The organism is Actinomadura soli (assembly GCF_005889715.1).
Lineage (GTDB): Bacteria > Actinomycetota > Actinomycetes > Streptosporangiales > Streptosporangiaceae > Spirillospora > Spirillospora soli.
The window spans coordinates 1-19,332 of sequence record NZ_VCKW01000048.1 but is presented as its reverse complement, the minus strand read 5'-3'; the positions used below and the strand labels follow the sequence as shown (position 1 = coordinate 19,332).

At 73.5% G+C, this 19,332-nt stretch carries 16 protein-coding genes; 4 read left to right on the top strand and 12 right to left on the bottom strand.

Annotation, left to right across the window (positions count from 1 at the left end; genetic code table 11):
- Window positions 1–2: 2 nt before the first annotated feature.
- Genes ETD83_RS12185 through ETD83_RS12170 form a run of 4 tightly spaced genes read right to left on the bottom strand, consistent with a single transcriptional unit; the run spans window position 3 to window position 6,321 of the window.
- A complete protein-coding gene (locus ETD83_RS12185; RefSeq protein ID WP_230420845.1) occupies window positions 3–3,407 on the bottom strand; it encodes a non-ribosomal peptide synthetase in 3,405 nt (1,134 codons plus the stop codon).
- Between the two features lie 30 nt (window positions 3,408–3,437).
- Window positions 3,438–4,247, bottom strand: a complete 810-nt coding sequence (locus ETD83_RS12180) for an ABC transporter ATP-binding protein (RefSeq protein ID WP_138645207.1) — start codon at window positions 4,245–4,247, stop codon at window positions 3,438–3,440.
- On the bottom strand, window positions 4,244–5,269 hold the full coding sequence (locus ETD83_RS12175; RefSeq protein ID WP_138645206.1) for a FecCD family ABC transporter permease: 1,026 nt from the start codon (window positions 5,267–5,269) through the stop codon (window positions 4,244–4,246). Before ETD83_RS12175 ends, ETD83_RS12180 begins: the two co-directional genes overlap by 4 nt.
- Window positions 5,266–6,321, bottom strand: a complete 1,056-nt coding sequence (locus ETD83_RS12170; RefSeq protein WP_230420844.1) for a FecCD family ABC transporter permease — start codon at window positions 6,319–6,321, stop codon at window positions 5,266–5,268. The genes ETD83_RS12175 and ETD83_RS12170 overlap by 4 nt, the downstream gene beginning before the upstream one ends.
- Window positions 6,322–6,467: 146 nt before the next feature.
- Between ETD83_RS12170 and ETD83_RS12165 the strand changes: the two genes are divergently transcribed.
- Complete coding sequence (locus tag ETD83_RS12165; protein ID WP_171064159.1) at window positions 6,468–6,863, top strand: STAS domain-containing protein; 396 nt, start codon at window positions 6,468–6,470, stop codon at window positions 6,861–6,863.
- A 75-nt stretch (window positions 6,864–6,938) separates the two neighbouring features.
- Here ETD83_RS12165 and ETD83_RS12160 read toward each other — a convergent pair whose 3' ends face one another.
- The 7 genes from ETD83_RS12160 to ETD83_RS12130 form a co-directional block, all read right to left on the bottom strand.
- On the bottom strand, window positions 6,939–7,904 hold the full coding sequence (locus tag ETD83_RS12160) for an aldo/keto reductase (protein ID WP_138645204.1): 966 nt from the start codon (window positions 7,902–7,904) through the stop codon (window positions 6,939–6,941).
- Between the two features lie 16 nt (window positions 7,905–7,920).
- Complete coding sequence (locus ETD83_RS12155; protein WP_138645203.1) at window positions 7,921–9,027, bottom strand: zinc-binding dehydrogenase; 1,107 nt, start codon at window positions 9,025–9,027, stop codon at window positions 7,921–7,923.
- Between the two features lie 75 nt (window positions 9,028–9,102).
- On the bottom strand, window positions 9,103–9,975 hold the full coding sequence (locus ETD83_RS12150; protein WP_138645202.1) for a branched-chain amino acid ABC transporter permease: 873 nt from the start codon (window positions 9,973–9,975) through the stop codon (window positions 9,103–9,105).
- 58 nt (window positions 9,976–10,033) lie between these two features.
- On the bottom strand, window positions 10,034–11,200 hold the full coding sequence (locus tag ETD83_RS12145; RefSeq protein WP_138645201.1) for an ABC transporter substrate-binding protein: 1,167 nt from the start codon (window positions 11,198–11,200) through the stop codon (window positions 10,034–10,036).
- 46 nt (window positions 11,201–11,246) lie between these two features.
- Window positions 11,247–13,049 (bottom strand): branched-chain amino acid ABC transporter ATP-binding protein/permease, encoded by a 1,803-nt coding sequence (locus ETD83_RS12140; protein ID WP_138645200.1) that lies wholly within the window; start codon window positions 13,047–13,049, stop codon window positions 11,247–11,249.
- Window positions 13,046–13,852: an ABC transporter ATP-binding protein gene (locus ETD83_RS12135; RefSeq protein ID WP_138645199.1), complete on the bottom strand. Its 807-nt coding sequence runs from the start codon at window positions 13,850–13,852 to the stop codon at window positions 13,046–13,048. Before ETD83_RS12135 ends, ETD83_RS12140 begins: the two co-directional genes overlap by 4 nt.
- The gene (locus ETD83_RS12130; RefSeq protein WP_138645198.1) at window positions 13,849–14,799 is read right to left on the bottom strand and encodes an alpha/beta hydrolase; all 951 of its coding nucleotides are present in this window, start codon (window positions 14,797–14,799) and stop codon (window positions 13,849–13,851) included. Before ETD83_RS12130 ends, ETD83_RS12135 begins: the two co-directional genes overlap by 4 nt.
- Before the next feature lie 118 nt (window positions 14,800–14,917).
- On the opposite strand from ETD83_RS12130, the gene ETD83_RS12125 reads away from it, so the two are divergent.
- Window positions 14,918–16,303 (top strand): amidohydrolase, encoded by a 1,386-nt coding sequence (locus ETD83_RS12125; protein ID WP_138645197.1) that lies wholly within the window; start codon window positions 14,918–14,920, stop codon window positions 16,301–16,303.
- A gap of 64 nt (window positions 16,304–16,367) precedes the next feature.
- Here the strand turns inward: ETD83_RS12125 and ETD83_RS12120 are convergent, their stop codons facing one another.
- The gene (locus ETD83_RS12120) at window positions 16,368–17,384 is read right to left on the bottom strand and encodes an aldo/keto reductase (protein ID WP_138645196.1); all 1,017 of its coding nucleotides are present in this window, start codon (window positions 17,382–17,384) and stop codon (window positions 16,368–16,370) included.
- Between the two features lie 104 nt (window positions 17,385–17,488).
- Between ETD83_RS12120 and ETD83_RS12115 the strand changes: the two genes are divergently transcribed.
- Complete coding sequence (locus ETD83_RS12115) at window positions 17,489–18,481, top strand: methyltransferase (protein ID WP_138645195.1); 993 nt, start codon at window positions 17,489–17,491, stop codon at window positions 18,479–18,481.
- Complete coding sequence (locus ETD83_RS12110) at window positions 18,478–19,275, top strand: SDR family NAD(P)-dependent oxidoreductase (protein ID WP_230420843.1); 798 nt, start codon at window positions 18,478–18,480, stop codon at window positions 19,273–19,275. Before ETD83_RS12115 ends, ETD83_RS12110 begins: the two co-directional genes overlap by 4 nt.
- Window positions 19,276–19,332 lie beyond the last annotated feature (57 nt).

The following is a 19,332-nucleotide window of genomic DNA, read 5'->3' as shown; positions in this document are numbered from 1 at the left end:
CGTCAGCCGAGGCGGGCGGCGAGCTCCTCCTCGCTCATGGCCTCGACCTCCAGCCAGATCGCGGCGACGGCCGCCAGGCGTCCCGGCGCCTCCTCCAGCTCGGTGAAGCGGCGGCAGACGCGCGCGACGGTCCGCTCGGCGAACAGCACCCGGACGGGCAGCGCGGTCGTGTCGAGCGCCTCCCGCAGCCGCGCGATCACGGTGGTCGCGAGGACGGAGTCGCCGCCGAGCGCGAAGAAGTCGGCGTCCGCGCCGACGCGCTCCCGCCCCAGCACGCCGGCCACGATCCGGGCCAGGACCTTCTCCAGCGGCGTCTCCGGCTCGACGTAGGCACCGGCCGCCTCGCCCGCCTCGGTGGCGGCCAGCGCGGCGAGCGCCTTCCGGTCGACCTTGCCGTTGGCGGTCAGCGGCAGCTCGTCCACGCGGACGAGCAGCTCAGGGACCATGTGCGGCGGCAGCAGCTCCCGGACGTGCGCCAGCACCGCGTCCCGGTCGAGCCCCTCCCCGGCCTGGACGGTGGCGGAGAGGCGTCCGTTCGCCAGCAGCGCGACGGCCCGGCCCACGGCGGGGTGGTCGCGCAGCGCGGCCTCGACCTCGCCGAGCTCGATCCGGAACCCGCGGACCTTGACCTGGTGGTCGCGGCGGCCGAGGAACTCCAGGGTCCCGCCCGGGCGGTAGCGGGCGAGGTCGCCCGTCCGGTACCAGCGGGCGCCGTCGTGGACGACGAACCGGTCGGCGGTGCGCTCCGGGTCGGCGGCGTAGCCGTCCGCGACGCCGGAGCCGCCGATCCACAGCTCGCCCGCCACCCAGTCGGGACGGTCGCGGCCCAGCTCGTCCACGACCCGGCAGGCGACGCCGCGCAGCGGGACCCCGTACGGGACGGCGTGCCAGTCGGACGGCACCTCCCCCGCGACCTCCTGCACGGTGGAGTGGATCGCGGTCTCCGTCGTCCCGCCGAGCGCGACGAAGCGGCAGCCGGGGGCGCGCTCGTCCAGCAGCGCGGGCAGGTGCGTGCCGACCCAGTCGCCGCCGAGCAGCACCAGCCGCAGGCTCTCGGCGCGGCCGGCGTTCAGCAGCATCTCCAGCACGGACGGGACGCAGTTCAGCACCGTCACCGACCGCCGCCGGACGAGGTCGGCCCAGCGCGCGGCGTCGCGGCGCTCGTCCTCGTCCGGAAGGACGACCGCGCCGCCCGCGTGCCACGGCGCGAACAGGTCGAACACCGACAGGTCGAAGTCGAGCGCGGAGATCCCGAAGGTGACGTCGTCCGGGCCGAGCGCGAACCGCTCGGCGAGGTCGCCGATGGTGTTCATGGCCGCGCCGTGCGGCACCTCGACGCCCTTCGGCTCGCCCGTCGACCCGGACGTGAACAGCACGTAGGCCACCTGTTCGGGGCGGACCTTCACCGGCTCCGCCAGCGGCTCGGCGTCCACGATCCGATCCGGGGTGAGGGACGCCGCGACACGGGCGGTCGCGCGGATCTTGGCGCGGCGGGCCTCGGGCTGCTCCGGGCCGATGGGGACGTAGGCGGCGCCCGCGGCGAGGACGCCGAGGACGGCCGCTGCCTGGTCCGGGCCCTTCGCAAGCTCGACCGACACCCGGTCGCCGGGCCGCACCCCTTCCCCGGCCAGGCCGGACGCGATGCGCAGCGCGCGGGTGGCGAGTTCGCCGTAGGTGAGCGTCCCGTCGTCGCCCCAGTGCAGCGCCGGGGCGTCCGGACGGCGGCGCGCGTTCTCGAAGAACCCCTCGGTCAGGGTGCGCGGCGGCGGCGCCGGGGTCGCGTTCAGGCCGTGCCGGACGCGCAGCTGCGGCGGCGGCGCCGCGATCCCGAGGGGCGCGTCCCAGTCGGCGCCGGGCGCGCCGAGACGGGTGATCGCGGAGGTGTACGCGTCGAACATCGCCTCGGCGACGCCGTCCGGGAACGCCGGACGGCGCACGTCCCAGTTCAGCAGCAGGCCGCCGGACACCTCGGTGACCTGCGCGTCCAGCAGCACCTGCGGGCCCTGCGAGACGATCCAGCCCGGTTCGCCGAAGTGCCCGCGGACGCGGTCGCCGAACAGCTCGCCCAGGTTGAGCGCGCTCGTGTAGACGATCGGCGCGAGGACCTGCTCGCCGCGCAGCCGGGACAGGTCGCGCAGCACCTCCAGGCCGGAGTAGTCGCTGTGCGCGCCCGCCGTGTGCAGGTTCGCCTGCACGGCGCGGGCGCGGGCGATGAAGGTGAGGTCCTCGGTGAGGTCGGCCTCCAGCATGATGGAGCCGGTGAAGTCGCCGACGACCTTGTCCACGTCGGGGTGGACGGGCTCGCGGTGGAACAGCGGCAGGTTCAGCAGGAACCGGGGCGTCGCCGACCAGGCGCCGATGACCTCGGCGAACACCGCCGCGAGGGCCATCGCGGGGGTGACGCCCTCGGCGTGCGCGCGGGCGATGAAGCGGGCCTTGTCGTCCGGCGAGAGCCAGTGGTGCTTGCGCTCGACGCGGTTCCCGGGCTCGGGCACGACCGGCAGCTCCGGCGGCCCCGGCAGGTCGGCGAGCCGGTCGGCCCACCAGCGGCGGTCCTGCTCGCGGGCGCCGGCGCGGGGGTCGTCGGCGAGGTAGCGGGCGTAGCCGTAGCGGATCGGCGCGAGCGTCCCGCCCTCGTACAGGGCGGCGAGGTCGTCCAGCATGACGCGGTAGCTCATCGCGTCGGCGGCGACCATGTCGACGTCCAGGTGGAGGCGGGACGTCCCGGCGGGCAGCAGGCTGAGGCGGGCGTCGAAGACGCGGCCGTCCTCGATCGGGAGACGCTGCTCCGACATTTCCGCGCGGATCGCCTCAAGCCCGGCCTCGGGGTCGGCGGACGCGCGCAGGTCGTGGACGGTCACGGCGGGCCCTGGACGCTCGGGCAGGATGCGCTGCGTGCCGTCGTCGGACACGGCGACGCGGAGCATCGGGTGCCGCGCCACCAGGGCGCGGACGGCGTCCTCCAGCCGGGCGGGGTCGATCTCGCGGCCGTCCAGCTCGACGTACAGGTGCGCGGCGACGGAGCCGAGCGACTGACCGGAGTCGCGGCCGATCCAGTAGGCGTGCTGCATCAGCGCGAGCGGGAACGGCCCGTCGGGCTCGATCTCGGCCGGGTCGAGGTCCGCCGCGCCGGTCTCCGCCGCGCCGGTCTCCGGCTCGGGCGGGCCCGCGGACGCCTCGACCTGGCCCTTCTCCGCGAGCAGGGCCCACCAGCCGGCGAGCGTCGGGCGCTCGGCCAGCTCGGCGAACCGGATCTCGACGCCGCGGCGGCGCAGCCGCCCGGTCAGCTGCATGAGCCGGATCGAGTCCATCCCGAGCTCGATGAGGTTCTCGTCGGCCCCGGCGGGCTCGCCGAGCACCTCCGCCAGCGCGGCGTGCAGGTCTTCCCAGGTCAGCGCGGTGGGCACGGCACTCCCCTCTGTTTAGGTAAGGCTAACCTAATTGAGAGGTTTTCCGGCCGTCAACGCCCGCCGCCGGTCCGCCGGGACGATCAGCGGCGTGTCCGTCTCCGGGTCGGGGATGACGCGGCACGGCAGGCCGAACACGCGCTCCACGAGGTCGGCGGTGACGATCTCGGCGGGCGGGCCCTCCGCGAGGATCTCGCCGCCGCGCATCGCGATCAGATGGGTGGCGTACCGGCAGGCGTGGTTGAGGTCGTGCAGCACCGCGACGAGCGTGCGCCCCTCCTCGTGCAGCCGCGCGCACAGGTCGAGCACCTCGATCTGGTGCGCGATGTCGAGGTAGGTCGTGGGCTCGTCCAGCAGCATGATGCCGGTCTCCTGGGCCAGGACGAGCGCCAGCCAGACCCGCTGCCGCTGGCCGCCGGACAGCTCGTCCACGACGCGTCCGGCGAGGTCGGTGACGCCGACGGCGGCCATGGCCTCGGCCACGGCGGCCTCGTCCTCGCGCGACCACTGGCGCAGCAGCCCCTGGTGCGGGTAGCGGCCCCGCGCGACGAGGTCGGCGACCGTGATGCCCTCGGGCGTCAGCGGCGACTGCGGCAGGAGGCCGAGCCGCCGCGCGAGCCGTTTCGGCGGCAGGGCGGCGATCGGGGCGTCGTCCAGGTAGACGGTCCCCGCGCGGGGACGAAGCAGCCGGGCGAGGGCGCGCAGCAGCGTCGACTTGCCGCAGGCGTTCGGCCCGACGATGACGGTGAACGACTCGTCCGGGATCTCCACGCCGAGGTTCTCGGCGACGACCCGCCTCTCGTAGGCCAGGGTGAGGTCGTCCGCGCGCAACCGGGTCACGCCATCCCCTTCCGTCCGGTGGTCGACAGCAGCCAGGCCAGGTACGCGCCGCCGAGGACGCCGGTGACGACGCCCACCGGCATCGCGACCGGCAGGTGGAGCGAGATCAGATCGGCGGTGGCCAGCAGCGCCGCGCCGGTCAGCGCGGCGGGCAGCAGCTGCGCGCCGGCCCGGCGCGTCATCCGCCGGGCGAGCTGCGGCGCGGCGAGCGCGACGAACGGGACGGGCCCGGCCGCCGCGGTGGCCGCCGCGACGAGGCCCACCCCGGCGACCGTGAGCAGCGCCCGGGTCCGCTGGACGGGCACGCCGAGCGCCTGCGCGGCGTCGTCGCCCAGCTCGCCCATGCCGAGCGGGCGGGCGAGCAGCAGCGCCGCCGGGACGAGCACCGCCAGCGCGATCCCGAGCGGGACGGCCTGGTCCCAGTCCCGCCCGTTCAGGCTGCCGGTCAGCCAGAACGCGGCCTCGTAGCCCTCGCGCAGCTCCGCGCGGGTGATGAGGTAGGAGTTCAGCGCCTGCAGCATCGCCGCCGCCGCGACGCCGATCAGCACCAGCCGGACGCCGTGGACGCCGCCGCCGCGCCGGTAGGCGACCAGGTACACGCCCGCCGCGGTCAGCACCGAGCCCGCGACCGAGCTGACGGTGATCGCGACCGCGCCGCCGCCGAACACGAGGATCTGCAGCAGCGCGCCGGACGCCGACCCGGTGGTGAACCCGATCAGGTCGGGGCTGCCGAGCGGGTTGCGGGAGATGCTCTGGAAGATCGCGCCGCTGAGGCCGAGCGCGAGCCCGGCGAGCAGCCCGGTGACCGCGCGCGGGAGCCGCAGCGTCGTGACGATGAACTCGGTGGCCTGGTCGCCCTGCCCGACCAGGACGCGCACCACGTCCGGCGGTGAGATCGGGAACTCGCCCGACCCGACGACGAGGACGGCCGCGGACGCCGCGACCAGCGCCAGCACCCCGCACACCGCCGCGGCCCGCGGCTCCCAGCGCACCGACAGCGCGCCCGCGCGCATCACTCTCATAGGTCGCGCGTCCTTCCCCGCCGGACCATCACCGCGAACAGCGGCGCCCCGAGGAACGCGGTGACGATCCCGGTCTCCAGCTCGCCGGGCGCGATGACCCGGCCGAAGATGTCCGCGCCGAGCAGCAGGACGGGCGCGAGCAGCAGCGAGTACGGCAGCACGAGCCGCTGGTCGGGCCCGACCGCCGTCCGGACGATGAACGGCACCGCCAGCCCGAGGAACACGATCGGCCCCGCGGCCGCCGTCGCGGACCCGCAGAGCACCACGACCGCGAGGGCCCCGAGCGCCCGCGTCCGGCCCGGGCGGGAGCCGAGCGCCTTGCCCGCCTCGTCGCCCATGCCGAGCGCGTTCAGCGGACGGGCCAGCAGCAGCGCCAGGATCGTCCCGGCCAGCACGAACGGCAGGATGCGGAGGAAGACCGACATCTCCCGGCCGCCGAGGCTGCCGACCTGCCAGAACCGGAAGCCGCCGAAGCTGCCGGGGCTGAGCAGCATCAGCCCGGCCGTGAGCGCGGTGAACACGGCCTCGACGGCGGCGCCGGCGAGCACCAGCCGCGCGGGCGACGCGCCGCCCCGCCCCCGCGCGCCGATCATGTAGACGAGCATCGCCGCGCCCGCCGCGCCCAGGAACGCCGCCCACACGTAGACGAGCGGGTCGTCCACCCGGGTCGATCCGATGACGATGACGACCGCGAGCGCCGCGCCGCCGTTCACGCCGAGCAGCCCCGGCTCGGCGAGCGGGTTGCGGGTGAGCGCCTGCATCACCGCGCCGGCCAGGCCCAGCGCCATCCCGACGGCGATGCCGAGGACCGTGCGCGGCAGCCGCAGCTCGTGGACGATCAGGTCCGGCCGCGAGGCGTCGTCCGGAGAGAAGACTCCGGGCAGGACCCGTCCGAGCGGGACGTCCCCGGCCCCGATCGCGAGGCTCGCCACGACCGTCAGCAGGAGCACGGCCGTGAGCAGCGCCAGCCCTCCCAGGTGGGCGCCGCGACCGCGCGGCCCGCCCGCCTTCTCCGGGGTTCGAGGCGGGCGCCTTCGCACGGGGGACAGCACGAGATAAGGCTAGCCTAAGCTAAACCGGTTGATAAGGGCGCGCCCGGCCGCCGGGACACCGGTCCGGACGCGGCCGCCGGCGCGCTGCATGACCTGCGCTGTCGTGGGTAGGCGAGATCCCTGCGCGATGACGGAAGGTGATCAGGGTGTCGCACGACGCGGAGGGGCGGCCGGACGCCGCGGGCCCCGACCGGCTGCGGGTCCGCAGCGAGGTCCGCGGGCCCTGCCTGCTCGTGGAGGCGGGCGGCGAGCTGACGCTCGTGACGGCGGGCCGGCTGCGGGAGCACGTCCTCGCGGACATCGGCCGGCTGGACGGGCCGCCGAAGGTCGTGATGGACATCGGCGGGGTCGGGTTCTGCGACTCCTCCGGGCTCAACGCCCTGATCGTGCTGTGGAAGGCGGCGCGCGGGGCGGGCGGCGAGCTCGTCCTCGCCCGCCCGGAGCGGCGGTTCCGCACGATCATCGAACGCAGCGGCCTGGACCGCCACCTCATCGCCTACGAGACGCCGGAGCAGGCCATCGCGGCCCTGACCGAGCCCTGACCGAGCCCCGGCCGCCGCCCAGGCCGGGCCCGTACCGCCGGGGCCGGCCGTCGGCCGGTCCCGGCGGGATCGGGGTCAGGGGCCCTCGGGGTCGACGATGTCGCGGTCGGCCCAGAACGGGTCCATCATGGAACGGAGGCGGGACGCGCCGACGCGGTCCAGGAGGTCCAGCGCCGCGATGTTGTCCGTGAGCTGCTGAAGGCTCGTCGAGCCGAACAGCACCGTGCTCGTGGACGGGTGCGTGAGCGTGAACGCGATGCAGAGCTGGGCCGGGCTGGCGTCCAGCTCCCTGCCCAGGTCGGCGAGGCCCTTCGCGGCCTCCTGGATGCGCGGGCGGATGTCGCCCGGGTCGCGGCCGATCTGCCGGGACTCACCCGACTTGCCCGCCAGGATGCCGCCCTCCAGGACGTCCGACGCCTGCAGCGAAACGCCTTCGGCGAAGACGGCCGCGAACGGCTCGCCGTCCGGGATGGAGCGCCGGCACGGGCTGTACTTCAGCTGGGCGAGCTGCGGGCCGGGCGATCCGGCGGCGAGGGCGTGCTCGCGGATCGTCCGGACGGCGGTGGCCGACCAGTTGTTGACGCCCCAGCAGCCGAGCAGGCCCTCCCGCTCCAGCGCGGCGAGGTCCTCGGCGAGCGCCTTGAGGTCGAGGTCATCGCTGCGGATGTCGCCGAGGACGGCCACGTCCGCGTGGTCGGCGCCGACCCGGAACAGCGCGTTGGTCAGCTGGTCGCGCATCGAGTGCTCGGGGTACCCCTCCAGCCACAGCTTCGTGGACAGCAAATAGTCGTCCCGGGCGATCCCGGCGGCGCGGACCATCGCGGAGAACAGCACGTCGGTGAACACCGGCGGATGGACGCCGGGGATGCCGTAGACGGCGACGTCGAACAGGTTGATGCCGGAGTCGACGGCGTGCCGGAGCATCGTCACGGCGTCGCCGAAGTCCATCCGGTCGTAGGTGTGCCAGGAGCCGAGCGACAGGACGGATGCCTCGGGACCGGCGGAGCCGAGGCGGCGATGGGGGACCTTCTGTGGAGACACGAGGGGGGAGTTTCCTTTACCGGTTGGGGTTGATGACGGCCTTGACCTGCTCCAGCCGCGACATGGCCGACAGCGCGCCGGACGCCCCGTCCAGGCCGCCCGGGGCGCTGAACAGGTCGTCCCAGGGGAAGCGGTCCGCGGAGCCGCGCAGGAACTCGATGCTGCGGTAGAGGTCGCCGACGTCGCCGTTCAGCGAGCCGAGCACGTTCAGCTCCTTGCCCATGATCGCGCCGAGGGAGAGCTGGTCCGGCTGGAAGCCGGTGCTGCCGACGATGACGAACCGGCCGCCGAACGCGGCCATGCCGACCGCCTCCGCGCCGATGCCGGGCGCCCCGGCGAGGTCGAGGACGAGTTCGGCGCCGCGCCCCTGCGTGGCCTCCATGACGGCGGCGACCCGGGAGTCGCCGTCACCGTCCAGCCCGATGGTCTCGTCGGCGCCGAAGCGGCGGGCCAGGTCGAGCCGGGCGTCGGGCGCGCCGATCGTGATCACCTTGCCGGCGCCCGACAGGCTCGCCACGGCCGTCGCGACGATCCCGAGCGCGCCCGCGCCCTGCACCACGACGGACGATCCGGGACGCACTCCCCCGGCCCGGTCGAAGGCGTGCAGGACGGTCTTGACCGCGCACCCCGCCGACGCCGCCCAGGTGTCCTTGACCTCGTCGGGCAGGACGAGCTTCAGCGCCCCCGGCGTCACGTAGTTGTGCCCGGCGAGCCCGCCCGTCGCGTAGGGGAAGCGGTCGGCGCGCAGCAGGAACCCGTAGCCGCGCTCGGAGCACGCGACGGGGTTGCGCAGGACGGCGCAGCCGTAGCAGTGCCCGCACACCGACTCCGACCAGCCGATGCGGTCGCCGACCTTGACGTCCCGGCCGAGCGCGTCGCGGGCCCCGGGGCCGACGGCGCAGACGGTGCCCATCGTCTCGTGGCCGAGGACGATCGGCAGCATCTCCGGGAACGACATGGCGCCGGACCACAGGTGCACGTCCGTCGCGCACAGCGTCGCGCAGTCGACCCGGACGAGCGCCGCGCCCGGCTCGCACTCGGCGGGCAGCGGCAGCTCCTCGATGCTCAGGTCCGCGCCGTGCTCGCGCAGCACTGCGGCCCTGGTTGAGGTCGGGTGGAGCATTCTTCCTCGTTTCTTCATCTGGGGGGACGCCCCCCCAGTCCCCCCGGGAGGGCTCGTTTCTCTCTCAGACCGCGCTCAGCGGCTGTGCGCGGTGTCCCAGACCTCGCGGCGGCTGCGCCACCACAGGAGCACGAGGATCACCAGGAAGGGCACGACGCCCTGGTACTTCTGGATGGAGTCGACGGAGGCCGACATGCCCTCCAGGCACCCCACGATGAGGCCGCCGGCGAGCGTCAGCGGCAGGTTGCGGAACGCGCCGACCATCGCCACCGCCAGCGCGGTGCTGATCAGCCCGGCCAGGGTGCCGAAGTCGCCGCCGAGCCGCGGCGCGACCAGGACGATCACCAGCATCGTGATGGCGCCGACGCCGGACCAGACGCCGACGGCGAGCACCGGCGCGGGGATGCCGACGACCTGGGCGGTGGCAGGCCGCTCCGACAGCGCCTGCAGCTTCAGCCCGACCCGGGTGCGGGTCAGCATCAGCCCGACCGCCACCGTGATGAGCACCGCGAACGCCAGCGACACCAGCACCGACTGCGGCACGACGACGCTCCCGACCGTGAAGACGGGATCGCTGAACGGGTTCGGGAACTGGCGCGCGCCGGTGGAGGTGCCGCCGAACAGCCGCACCCCGATCGCGGTCAGCGCCACGAACAGCGCCACCGTGACGGCGGCCTTCGTCCCCTCGCGGTGGCCCGCGAACCAGCGGGCGAGCGCCGCGCCGAACACGCCGGACAGCGCCGCCGCGGAGACCGCGCCGATCAGCAGGGCCAGCCAGACGTTCAGGCCCTCGTCGGTGAGCGTCACCATCACGAACGCGCCCATCGCGCCGACGGCCGTCATCGCGAAGTTGACGACGGCGACGAGCCGGTAGGTCAGCACGACGCACAGGCCGAGCAGGGCGTAACCGCCGCCGCTGCTCAGCCCGGCGATCACAGAGTTCAGCATCGGATACCTCCGGTGGGCCCGGGCGCGCGGGGAGGCCCCGCGCGCCCGGTGCGCACGGCTACTTCTTGGTGGGGACGGTGAAGCCGCCGGGCAGGACCTTCCAGGCGCCGTTCTCGGCCTTGACGAACTGGCTGCCCTTGATCGGGTTGTGCTCGTTGCCGGGGCCGAAGACGTACGGGGTGCCGACCATCGGGTAGTTGATCGGCTTCATCTCCTTGAACGCCTTGGTCACCGACTCGCGGGTGATGTCGCCCTTGATGGTCTTGAGGACCTGGACGAACACGTCCGCGGCCATGACCGCGCCCTGGCTGAACGCCGTCTTCTGGATCCCGTTCTTCTCGATGATCTTGGACCAGCGATCGTTGCCGGGCAGCGTCGGGTCGGTGTACGGCTGCCACTCGGTGCCGGCGTAGGCGTTCATGCCCGCCGGGATCACCTTGGCGTTGGCGTCGGAGTAGCTGTTCGCCGCCAGGATGAAGTCGACGTTCTGCATGCCCTGCGTCTTGGCCTGCTGGAACCACGGCCCGACGGCCGAGTTGTAAGCCACGGCCTGGCAGCCGGCGTTCTTCAGCTGCACCAGGTAGCGGGTCGGGTCGCCCTGGCCGACGGCGAGGTTCTTGACCGTGAGGGTCTTGCCGGTGAGGTTCGTCCACTCCTTGATGGCGGCCTCGATGCCGCCGCCGCTGCCGGGCAGGACGGTGTAGGCGAGGCAGACCTTGTCGCGCTTCAGCGTCTCCGACGCGTAGTACAGCATCGCCGTGGTGAGCGTGTACGGGCCGGGGTTCACCGGCGCGATGTTCGGGCTGGTGAAGCAGGACGGGTCGACGCCGATCGCCGGCACCGAGACGATCTTCTCCTTGCTGTAGGTGGCGCGGTTGACACCGCAGTCCACCGCGCTGGAGGAGCCGGCGAGCGCGACCACGTTCTCGGACGTGATCAGCTGCCGGGCGGCCTGGCCGGACCGCGCCGGGTCCATGGCGTCGTCCTTGCTGATCAGCTCCAGCTTCCGGCCGTTGATCCCGCCGGCCGCGTTGACCTCGTCGAAGACCGCCTTGACGGCCTTCGGGACCTCGGGCGTCTGGAACAGGCCGGTGACGCCGTTGATCGAACCGACCTTGATCGGCCCGTCGCTGCCGCCGGAGTCCGAGCAGCCGGCGCCGGCGATGGAGATGAGAAGTGCGGCCGCGGCCGCCCCCGTGGCTGTGCGCGTGTATGTGCGTTTCATCGTATGGGCCCTTGTTCGCGGGGAAGGTGGGTGGTGGTTGACGGGCTCAGGACGCCGGAACGTCCGCGGCCCCGAGATAGGCGGCCCGGACGGCGGGGTCCTCCAGAACCTCGCCGGTCGGGCCTGAGGCGATCACATTCCCGAAGTCCAGGACGGTGACCTCCTCGCACACCGCCTGGACCAGCTCCATGTCATGCTCGACCAGCAGGATCGACACCCCGAACGCCTCCGGGACGGCGACGAGCCGGGCGCCGAGCGCCAGCGACTCGGCCGCGGACTGCCCGGCGGCGGGCTCGTCCAGCAGCGCGACCTTGGGGCGCGCCGCGATCGCCGCCGCGACGTCGAGGAGCCTGCGGCTGCCGGCGTCCACGATGGACACCGGGACCTGCCCGGGCGGGCAGCCGAAGAACTCCAGCAGCTCGTCCGCCTCGGCGCGCGTCAGCCGCCGGCCCGCGCCGATCGTCAGGTACTCGTACTGGGTGAGCTCGGGCGCGATGACGGTGGTCTGGAAGGTGCGGCGCAGCCCGAGCGTCGCGCGCTTGTTCGGGGAGAGCCGGTCCAGGGGCCGTCCGGCCAGCTCGACCGCGCCCTGGTAGCCGACGAAGCCGCTGACCGCCGCGATGAACGTGGACTTGCCGGCGCCGTTCGGGCCGATGAGCCCGACCACGCCGCCTTCCGGGACGGTCAGGTCGACGGCGTCGAGCGCGACGACCTCCCCGAACTTGACGGTCATCCCCGTGACGGTGAGGAGCGGCGTCCGGTCGCCCGCGGGACGCGGCGCGGCGGGCACGACGAGCGGCGCGGCCGGTGTCCCGGACTTCCCGTCGGCGGCCTTCCCGTCGACGGTGGCCCCGTCGGCGGCGGCCTGCTCCTCGGCGGTCTTCTTGTCCTCGGCCGCTTTCAGCAGCTTGCGGGCGCCGGCCTCCCGCTTGCGCATCCGGGTGAGGTCGGTCTGGCTCAGCCCGCTGCGCAGCGCGAGCAGCGCGCCGACGCCGAAGAGGACGCCGCCGAAGTCCTGCGGCAGCGAGACCTTCTCCATGATCGTGCCCATGATCGCGCCGAAGATCCCGCCGAGCACGGCGCCCTCCGGGTGGTGCGGGCCGATCATGACGGCGACGGCGAACAGCGCGAGGGACTGGCCCATCGCGAAGTTCTGCGGCACCACCAGGCTGAGCTGGCCGACCAACAGCCCGCCGCCGATCCCGGCGACGAACGCGCTGATCGCGAAGGCGGCGAGCTTGCTGCGCGCCACCGAGATGCCGTGCGCGGCGGCGGACCGCTCGGAGTGCCGCAGCTCGTACCAGGACAGGCCGAGCCGGGTCTTGCCGATCATCCCGAGCGCGACGGCCAGGACGGTGAACACGATCACGCAGAAGACGAAGTAGCCGCCGTCGGTGTCGAACGGCGCCGGCCGGTCCAGCATCGTGAGGTCCTTGGCGCCGGGGAACTCGTTGACGTTCAGCACGATGTCGGTGGACACCGCGAACCCGAACGTCACCACGGCGAGGTTGACGCCGCGGATGCGCAGCGCCGGCAGGCCGATCGCGACGCCGACGGGCACCGCGGCGAGGCCGCCGAGGATCAGCCACAGGTAGAAGCCGCCTGGCGCCTCCGCCACGTTGAGCCGCAGCACGACCCACGCGCCGATCGCCGCGAACGACATCTGGCACAGCGACATGACGCCGGCCCGGCCGACGATCACGCCGAAGCTCTGCATGATCACCGCGCTGATGGCCGCGCTGATCGCCAGGTAGACCCAGTACGGCGGCAGCACCACCGGCAGCACCGCGCACGCGAGGACCGCGGCGCCGAGGCCGGCGCCGAGGCTCCGCTTGTCCAGCACGTTCATTCAAGCTCGCTCTCTGTCTTGCCCGCGTCCGATCCGTTGTGGGGGGCGGTCCCCCCACCGGAGTCCGCCGCGGCGGGGTCCGCTCCGGCGGCGGCGCTCAGGGGCGGTCCGCCGAAGTAGAGCCGGTGCAGGCGCCGTTCGTCGCCGCGCAGCTCCTCGCACGGGCCGGAGAAGACCACGCTGCCCTTGCGCAGCACGTGGACGTGGGCGCCGACGTCGAGGGCCAGGTTCGCGAACTGCTCGATCAGCACGACCGCGATGCCCATCCCGGCCAGCTCGCCGACCGTGCCCATGAGGCGGCGCACCACCATCGGCGCGAGGCCCAGCGACATCTCGTCGATCAGGACGACCTTCGGCGCCGAGACCAGCGCGCGGCCGAGCACGAGCATCTGCTGCTCGCCGCCTGAAAGGTACCCGGCCTGCAGGGTCCGCCGCTTGTCCAGCTCGGGGAAGAGCTTGTAGACGGTCCCGAGGTCGCCGTCGCCCGACTGGGAGACGACGAGGTTCTGCTCGACGGTGAGGGTCCGGAACGTGGTCCGCGCCTGCTCGACGTAGCCGAGGCCGGCCCTGGCGCGCTTGTAGGGCGCGAGCTTCTCGATGGGCGTCCCGTCCAGCCGGATCGTCCCGGACTTGACGGGGGCGAGGCCGGCGATGCCGTCCATCAGGGTCGTCTTCCCGGCCCCGTTCGCGCCGAGGACGACGGTGACCTCGCCCGGGGCGGCGTCGAGCGTGACGTCGTGGATGACCGGGACCTCGGCCCGGTTCACCTTCACGCCGTCCAGGGCGAGCGCCGGAGCGGTCATCGGTCGCCTTCCGTGCCGAACGCGGCGCGGAGCGCGGCGGCGGCCTTGGCCTGGGCGTCCTTGGCGGCCGACAGCTCGGTGGCGAGCGGGCCGAAGAACGCGTGGATGATCCCGTCGTAGCGGACGAGCTCGGTCTCGACGCCCGCCTCCTTCAGCCGCGCGGCGTACTCCTCGCCCTCGTCGCGGAGCACGTCGCACTCCGCCTCCAGGACCAGCGCGGGCGCCAGCCCCTTCAGATCGCCGGAGCGCAGGGGCAGCAGATAGGGGTCGTCAAGGTCGGCGGGCCCGGTCGGGTAGGTGGTGAAGAACCAGTCCATACTCGACTTGGAGAGGAAGTACCCGTCGGCGAACTCCGCGTAGGAGGCGCGCCCGTCGTCCGGGTGTCCGAGGACGGGAGACACGAGCAACTGGAGGGCCAGTTCGGGGCCGCCGAGGTCGCGGGCCTTGAGAGCGGCGACGGCGGCGAGGTTGCCGCCCGCGCTCTCCCCGCCGACGGCGATCCGGGACGGGTCCGCCCCGATCTCCGCGCCGTGCTCGGCGACCCAGGCGACGGCGGCGTAGGCGTCCTCGGCCGCCGCCGGGAAGGGGTTCTCCGGTGCGAGCCGGTAGTCGACGGAGAGGACGATCGCGTCCGCGGCGCCGCAGACGGCGCGGCACGAGTACTCGTTCTCGTCGAGGCCGCCGATCGTCCAGCCGCCGCCGTGGTACCAGACGAGGGTGGGGAACGGGCCCGGCCCCTTGGGCGTGTACACGCGGACGGGCAGCTCTCCGGCCGGGCCGGGAATCGTGGTGTCGGCGACGGAGCCGACCTCGGGGAGGTCGTCCGGCATGACCCACATCTGGCGGAACCCCTCGCGCATCGCGGCGACGTCGAGTGGTCCTGATGCGTTCGGGTCCTCGGCAGGGGTGCGGTCGATGATCCGCTGCGCCTCGGGATCCAGGGGCATCGTTAACCTCCGAAGGCCCAGTGTGTCCGTGCCCGTCGGGCTGGACACTCCAAAATCGTATCTGATTCCGTGTACGTTAATTGCATCCCATCGACGGTGTCCAGAGTTGGAGCAGGATATGCCGGATGTTTCCCCCGCCGACCTTGTCCTGACCGGTGGCAGGGTCCACACGGTCGACGGGCGCGACCGCGTCGCCGAGGCGGTCGCCGTCCGCGGCGGCCGCATCGCGCGCGTGGGCGCGGCCGAAGAGATGGCCCCGCTGACCGGCCCCGGCACGCGTGTCGTCCGGCTGGAGGGACGGTCCGTCCTACCCGGCATCAACGACTCCCATCTGCACGGTATGTGGCTCGGCGCGATGTGGCCGAACCTGCTCATGGACCAGCTGGCCGGTTCCGGCGGCGGCCACGCGCACGAGCCCCCGTCGGCCCCGTCCCGGCTGGAGACCGCCGACGACCGGCGCCGGGCCATCCTGCGCACCGCGGACCTGCTCGCCTCCTTCGGGATCACCAGCTACACCGAGCCCGGCCTCGGCCCCGGCGAGGACGACGGCGCCACCGGCTGCTTCGGCTCGGCCGCCCTGTACGACTACGCCGAGCTGGCCGCGCAGGGCGGGCTCAAGGCCCGGGTGACCGCCCTGATGCTGTTCGGGGAGCTGGACGGCCGCAGCTCCGCGCAGGAGTTCTTTGACGGCCTGCGCGACTTCAAACCGCCCGCTGACGTGCAAGGACGCTTCAAGGTCGCGGGAGTGAAGATCTTCGCCGACGGCATCCCGCCGATGCGCACCGCGTGGACGGACCGTCCGTACACCGACGGCTCCCACGGCGCCCTGCTGATCGAGGGCCGCTCGGACGACCGGCGCGAGGAGGCGCTGCGCACGATGATCGACGCGGCGCACGACGCCGGGCACCAGATCGGCGTGCACGCGACCGGCGACGCCACGACCCGGGTCGTGGCGGACGCGCTGGCGGCGGCGCTCCGGCGGAACGAGCGCGACGCCCGGCACTACGTCATCCACGGCGACCTGCTCGCGCCGCGGACGCTGACCGTCATGTCGGCCGCCGGGATCGGGCTGAACACCCAGGCCGGGATCCCGGTCGCGACCGAGCCGATGCTGGCCGACGCCCTCGGCGAGGACGCCCTCCGGGACGCGTGGCCGACCCGCGACGCCCTGGACGCCGGCGTCCGGCTGTGCCTCAGCTCGGACTCCCCGGTGCTGACCCCGGACTGGCGGGCCGGGCTGGCGGCGGCGGTGACCCGGCGCGGCCTGGACGGCTCCGTCCGCGGGGAGGCGCAGCGGCTCGCGCTCGCCGAGGCGCTGCGCGCCTACACGATCACGCCCGCGTGGCAGGACGGCGAGGAGGACGTGAAGGGCTCGATCGAGCCGGGAAAGGTCGCCGACCTGTGCGTCCTCGACGGCGACCTGTACGGCGCGGAACCTGAGGCCCTGCCGTCGGTGCCGGTGCGGATGACCGTCCTGGACGGCGAGGTCGTCCACGAGCTCTGAGCCGTCCATGCGCCCTGAGCGGGCCGGGCGGGCCGGGTCGGCGGCCCGCCTGATCAGCGGTCCGTCATCCGCACGGGACGGCGTCGTCGCGGGCCGCGGAGGGCGCGTCGGTTCCCCAGGAGGCCGCGGGGTCCACCACGCCCTCGTCCAGCCACAGCCCGGCCGCGGCGTCGCGCAGCTCGTCGCCGTGCCGGGCGCAGAGGCCGAGAGCGGCCAGGTTGTCCTCGAGCTGCTCGGACCTGCTGACGCCGACCAGGACGTTCGCGACCGCGGGGTGGGCCAGGCAGAACGCGACGGCCAGTTGGGCGGGGGTGACGCCGAAGCCGTCCGCGATGTTGCTGATCTCGGGGAAGGCGGCGCGGATCCGGTCACGGATCCCGCCGGGGTCGGCGCCGATCTTGCGCTCCGGGTCGAGCTTCCCGGCGAGGATGCCGCCCTCCAGCACGTCCGACGCCTGCAGCGCGAGCCCCTCCTCGGCGAACAACCGGGCATACAGCGGGCCCTCCGGCACCGAGCGCCGGGCCAGGTTGTACTTGAGCTGGGCGAACGACGGCGGCACCAGGCCCTCGGCGGCCGCGAACCGGCAGGCGAACAGCACGTCGCAGGCCGACCAGTTGTTGACGCCCCAGGACGAGAACCGCCCGGCGCGGACGAGCTCCGACACGTCCGTCACGACGGCGTGCAGGTCGGGCCGCTCCATGAAGTCGCCGACCACGACCGTGTCCGCGTGGTCGGTGCCGATACGGCCGAGCGACACCTTGATCTGTTCGGCGAACGAGGACGCCGGATACTCCCACAGCCAGAGCTTCCCGCACAGAAGGTAGTCTTCGCGTGCGATTCCGGCATCTCGGATCGCCTGCCCAAAGAGGACGTCCGTGACGGCGTTCTCGGAGTGCGGGCCGAAGTTGTAGTGCGCGACGTCGAACATGTTCACACCGCGGTCGACGGCGAGCCGGGCCAGCTCCGCCGCGTCCTCGCGGTCCATGCGGTCCCAGGTGTTCCAGGAGCCGAGCGCCAAGAGCGGGACCTCCGGGCCGTGTACGCCGAGTCGCCGCCTGGGCACCCGTTCTGCGAACTCCATCGCGTCCTCCGGTGAGGGGGTGGGTCGGCCCGGACAACCCCTGGCCGTCTCTATGCTAGATCGTATAGCATCCTGCATATTCTCACCGCGAAGGAGACAGTTTGATGTCGCATCCCTCCCCGGGCGCCGACCCCTCGTCCATTCTCGGCGTCGCCACCGGCTATATGGCCGCCAAGCAGCTGTTCGCGGCGAGTGAGGCCGGCGTGTTCGCCGCGCTGGCGGACGGCCCCGCGACGGCGTCCGAGCTGGCCACCCGGGCCGGGCTGCCGGAACGCACCGCCCGCATCCTCGCGGACACCATGTCCGGTTTCGGCCTGCTGAAGCGCGAAGGCGGCCGCTACACCAACTCCCCCGCCACCGCCGCGTACCTCGCGGGCGGCGAGGACGCCGTCGACCTGCGCCCGTTCCTGGCCTTCCTCGACGCGATCAGCTACCCGCACTGGCTCGGCTTCGCCGCCACCACCGCCAGCGCGGAGCCGCAGCCGCTCGACTTCTCCGGCGACCGGATGCAGACCTTCATGACCGGCGTGATGACCTACAACGCGCTGCACGCGAAGATGCTGGCGGAGAACTTCGACTTCACCCCCTTCTCCCGCATCCTGGACTTCGGCGGGCTGTCCGGCGCGTTCCTCGTCGAGGCGCTGCGCACCGCCGAGAAGGCGCACGGCACCTTCGTGGCGCCGGGCGACTTCCTTGAGTTCACTCGCAAGGCCCTGGAGGACGCCGGTCTCGCCGACCGCAGCGACGTCGTCGAGTCCGACCCGCTGACCGGCGAGATCCCGGACGGCTTCGACTGCGTCCTGCTGGAGCATGTCGTCCACCGCTTCGACGCCGAGCAGAACAAGGCCCTGATCGAGAAGGCCCGCCGCGCCGCCGTGCCCGGCGCCACCCTCGTCCTGCTCGACTTCTTCCTCGACGAGGACCCGGAGCAGCGCGCCATCGACGCCCTGCACGCCGGCGAGTACCTGGTCATCGACGGCACGGTCGTCTACCCCGAGGACGAGGTCCGCGGCTGGCTGACCGCCGCGGGCTGGGAGCCGGTCGAGACCCGAGCGCTGCCCGGCAGCCCGCGCATCATCATCGCGGAGGCGAAGTGAGCACGCCTTCCCCCCAAGGGGGGACGGCCCCCCACACCCCCCTGAGCGCCTCCGGCGCTGGCACAGGACGCGTCGTCCTGGTCACCGGCGGGGCGAGCGGCATCGGCCGCGGGGTGGCGGCCGCGTTCGCCGCCGCGGGCGACCGCGTCGTGATCGCCGACCGGGACGCCGAGGCCGCCGCGAAAGCGGCCAAGGAGCTGGACGGCCACGCCGTCACCATGGACATCACCGACCCGGCGGCGGTCGCCGCCGGGGTCGCGCACGTCGCCGACACCATCGGCCCGGTCGAGGTCCTGGTCAACAACGCGGGCCTCGTCGCGGGCGGCGGACCGCTGACGTCGCTGCCCATGGAGATCTTCGACACCGTCGTCGCCGTCAACCTCCGCGGCACGTTCACGGTCACGCAGGCGGTGGCCAACCAGATGATCGAGCACGGCACCAAGGGCCGCATCGTCAACATCAGCTCGATCGGCGCCCGCCAGCCGACCCCCGGCCTCGGCCACTACGAGGCCACCAAGGCGGCCGTGGACGCCCTCACCCGCACCGCCGCACTGGAGCTGGCGGGGCACGGCATCCGCGTCAACGGCGTCGCGCCTGGACCGGTCCACACCCCGATGACGGCCGGTCTCATGGAGAACGCCGAGGCCCGCGCCGCCTGGGAGTCCCGCATCCCACTGAGCAAGATCGCCACCACGGACGACGTCGCCCCCCTGGTCCTGTTCCTGGCCTCCGACCAGGCAGGCCACATCACCGGCACGGTGATCCAGGTAGACGGCGGCCAACTCCTGACGTAGTCGCCCAGGGGGGCGACCCCCTGGAACCCCCGTTGCGGGTCGGGCGGCCTCCGGCGC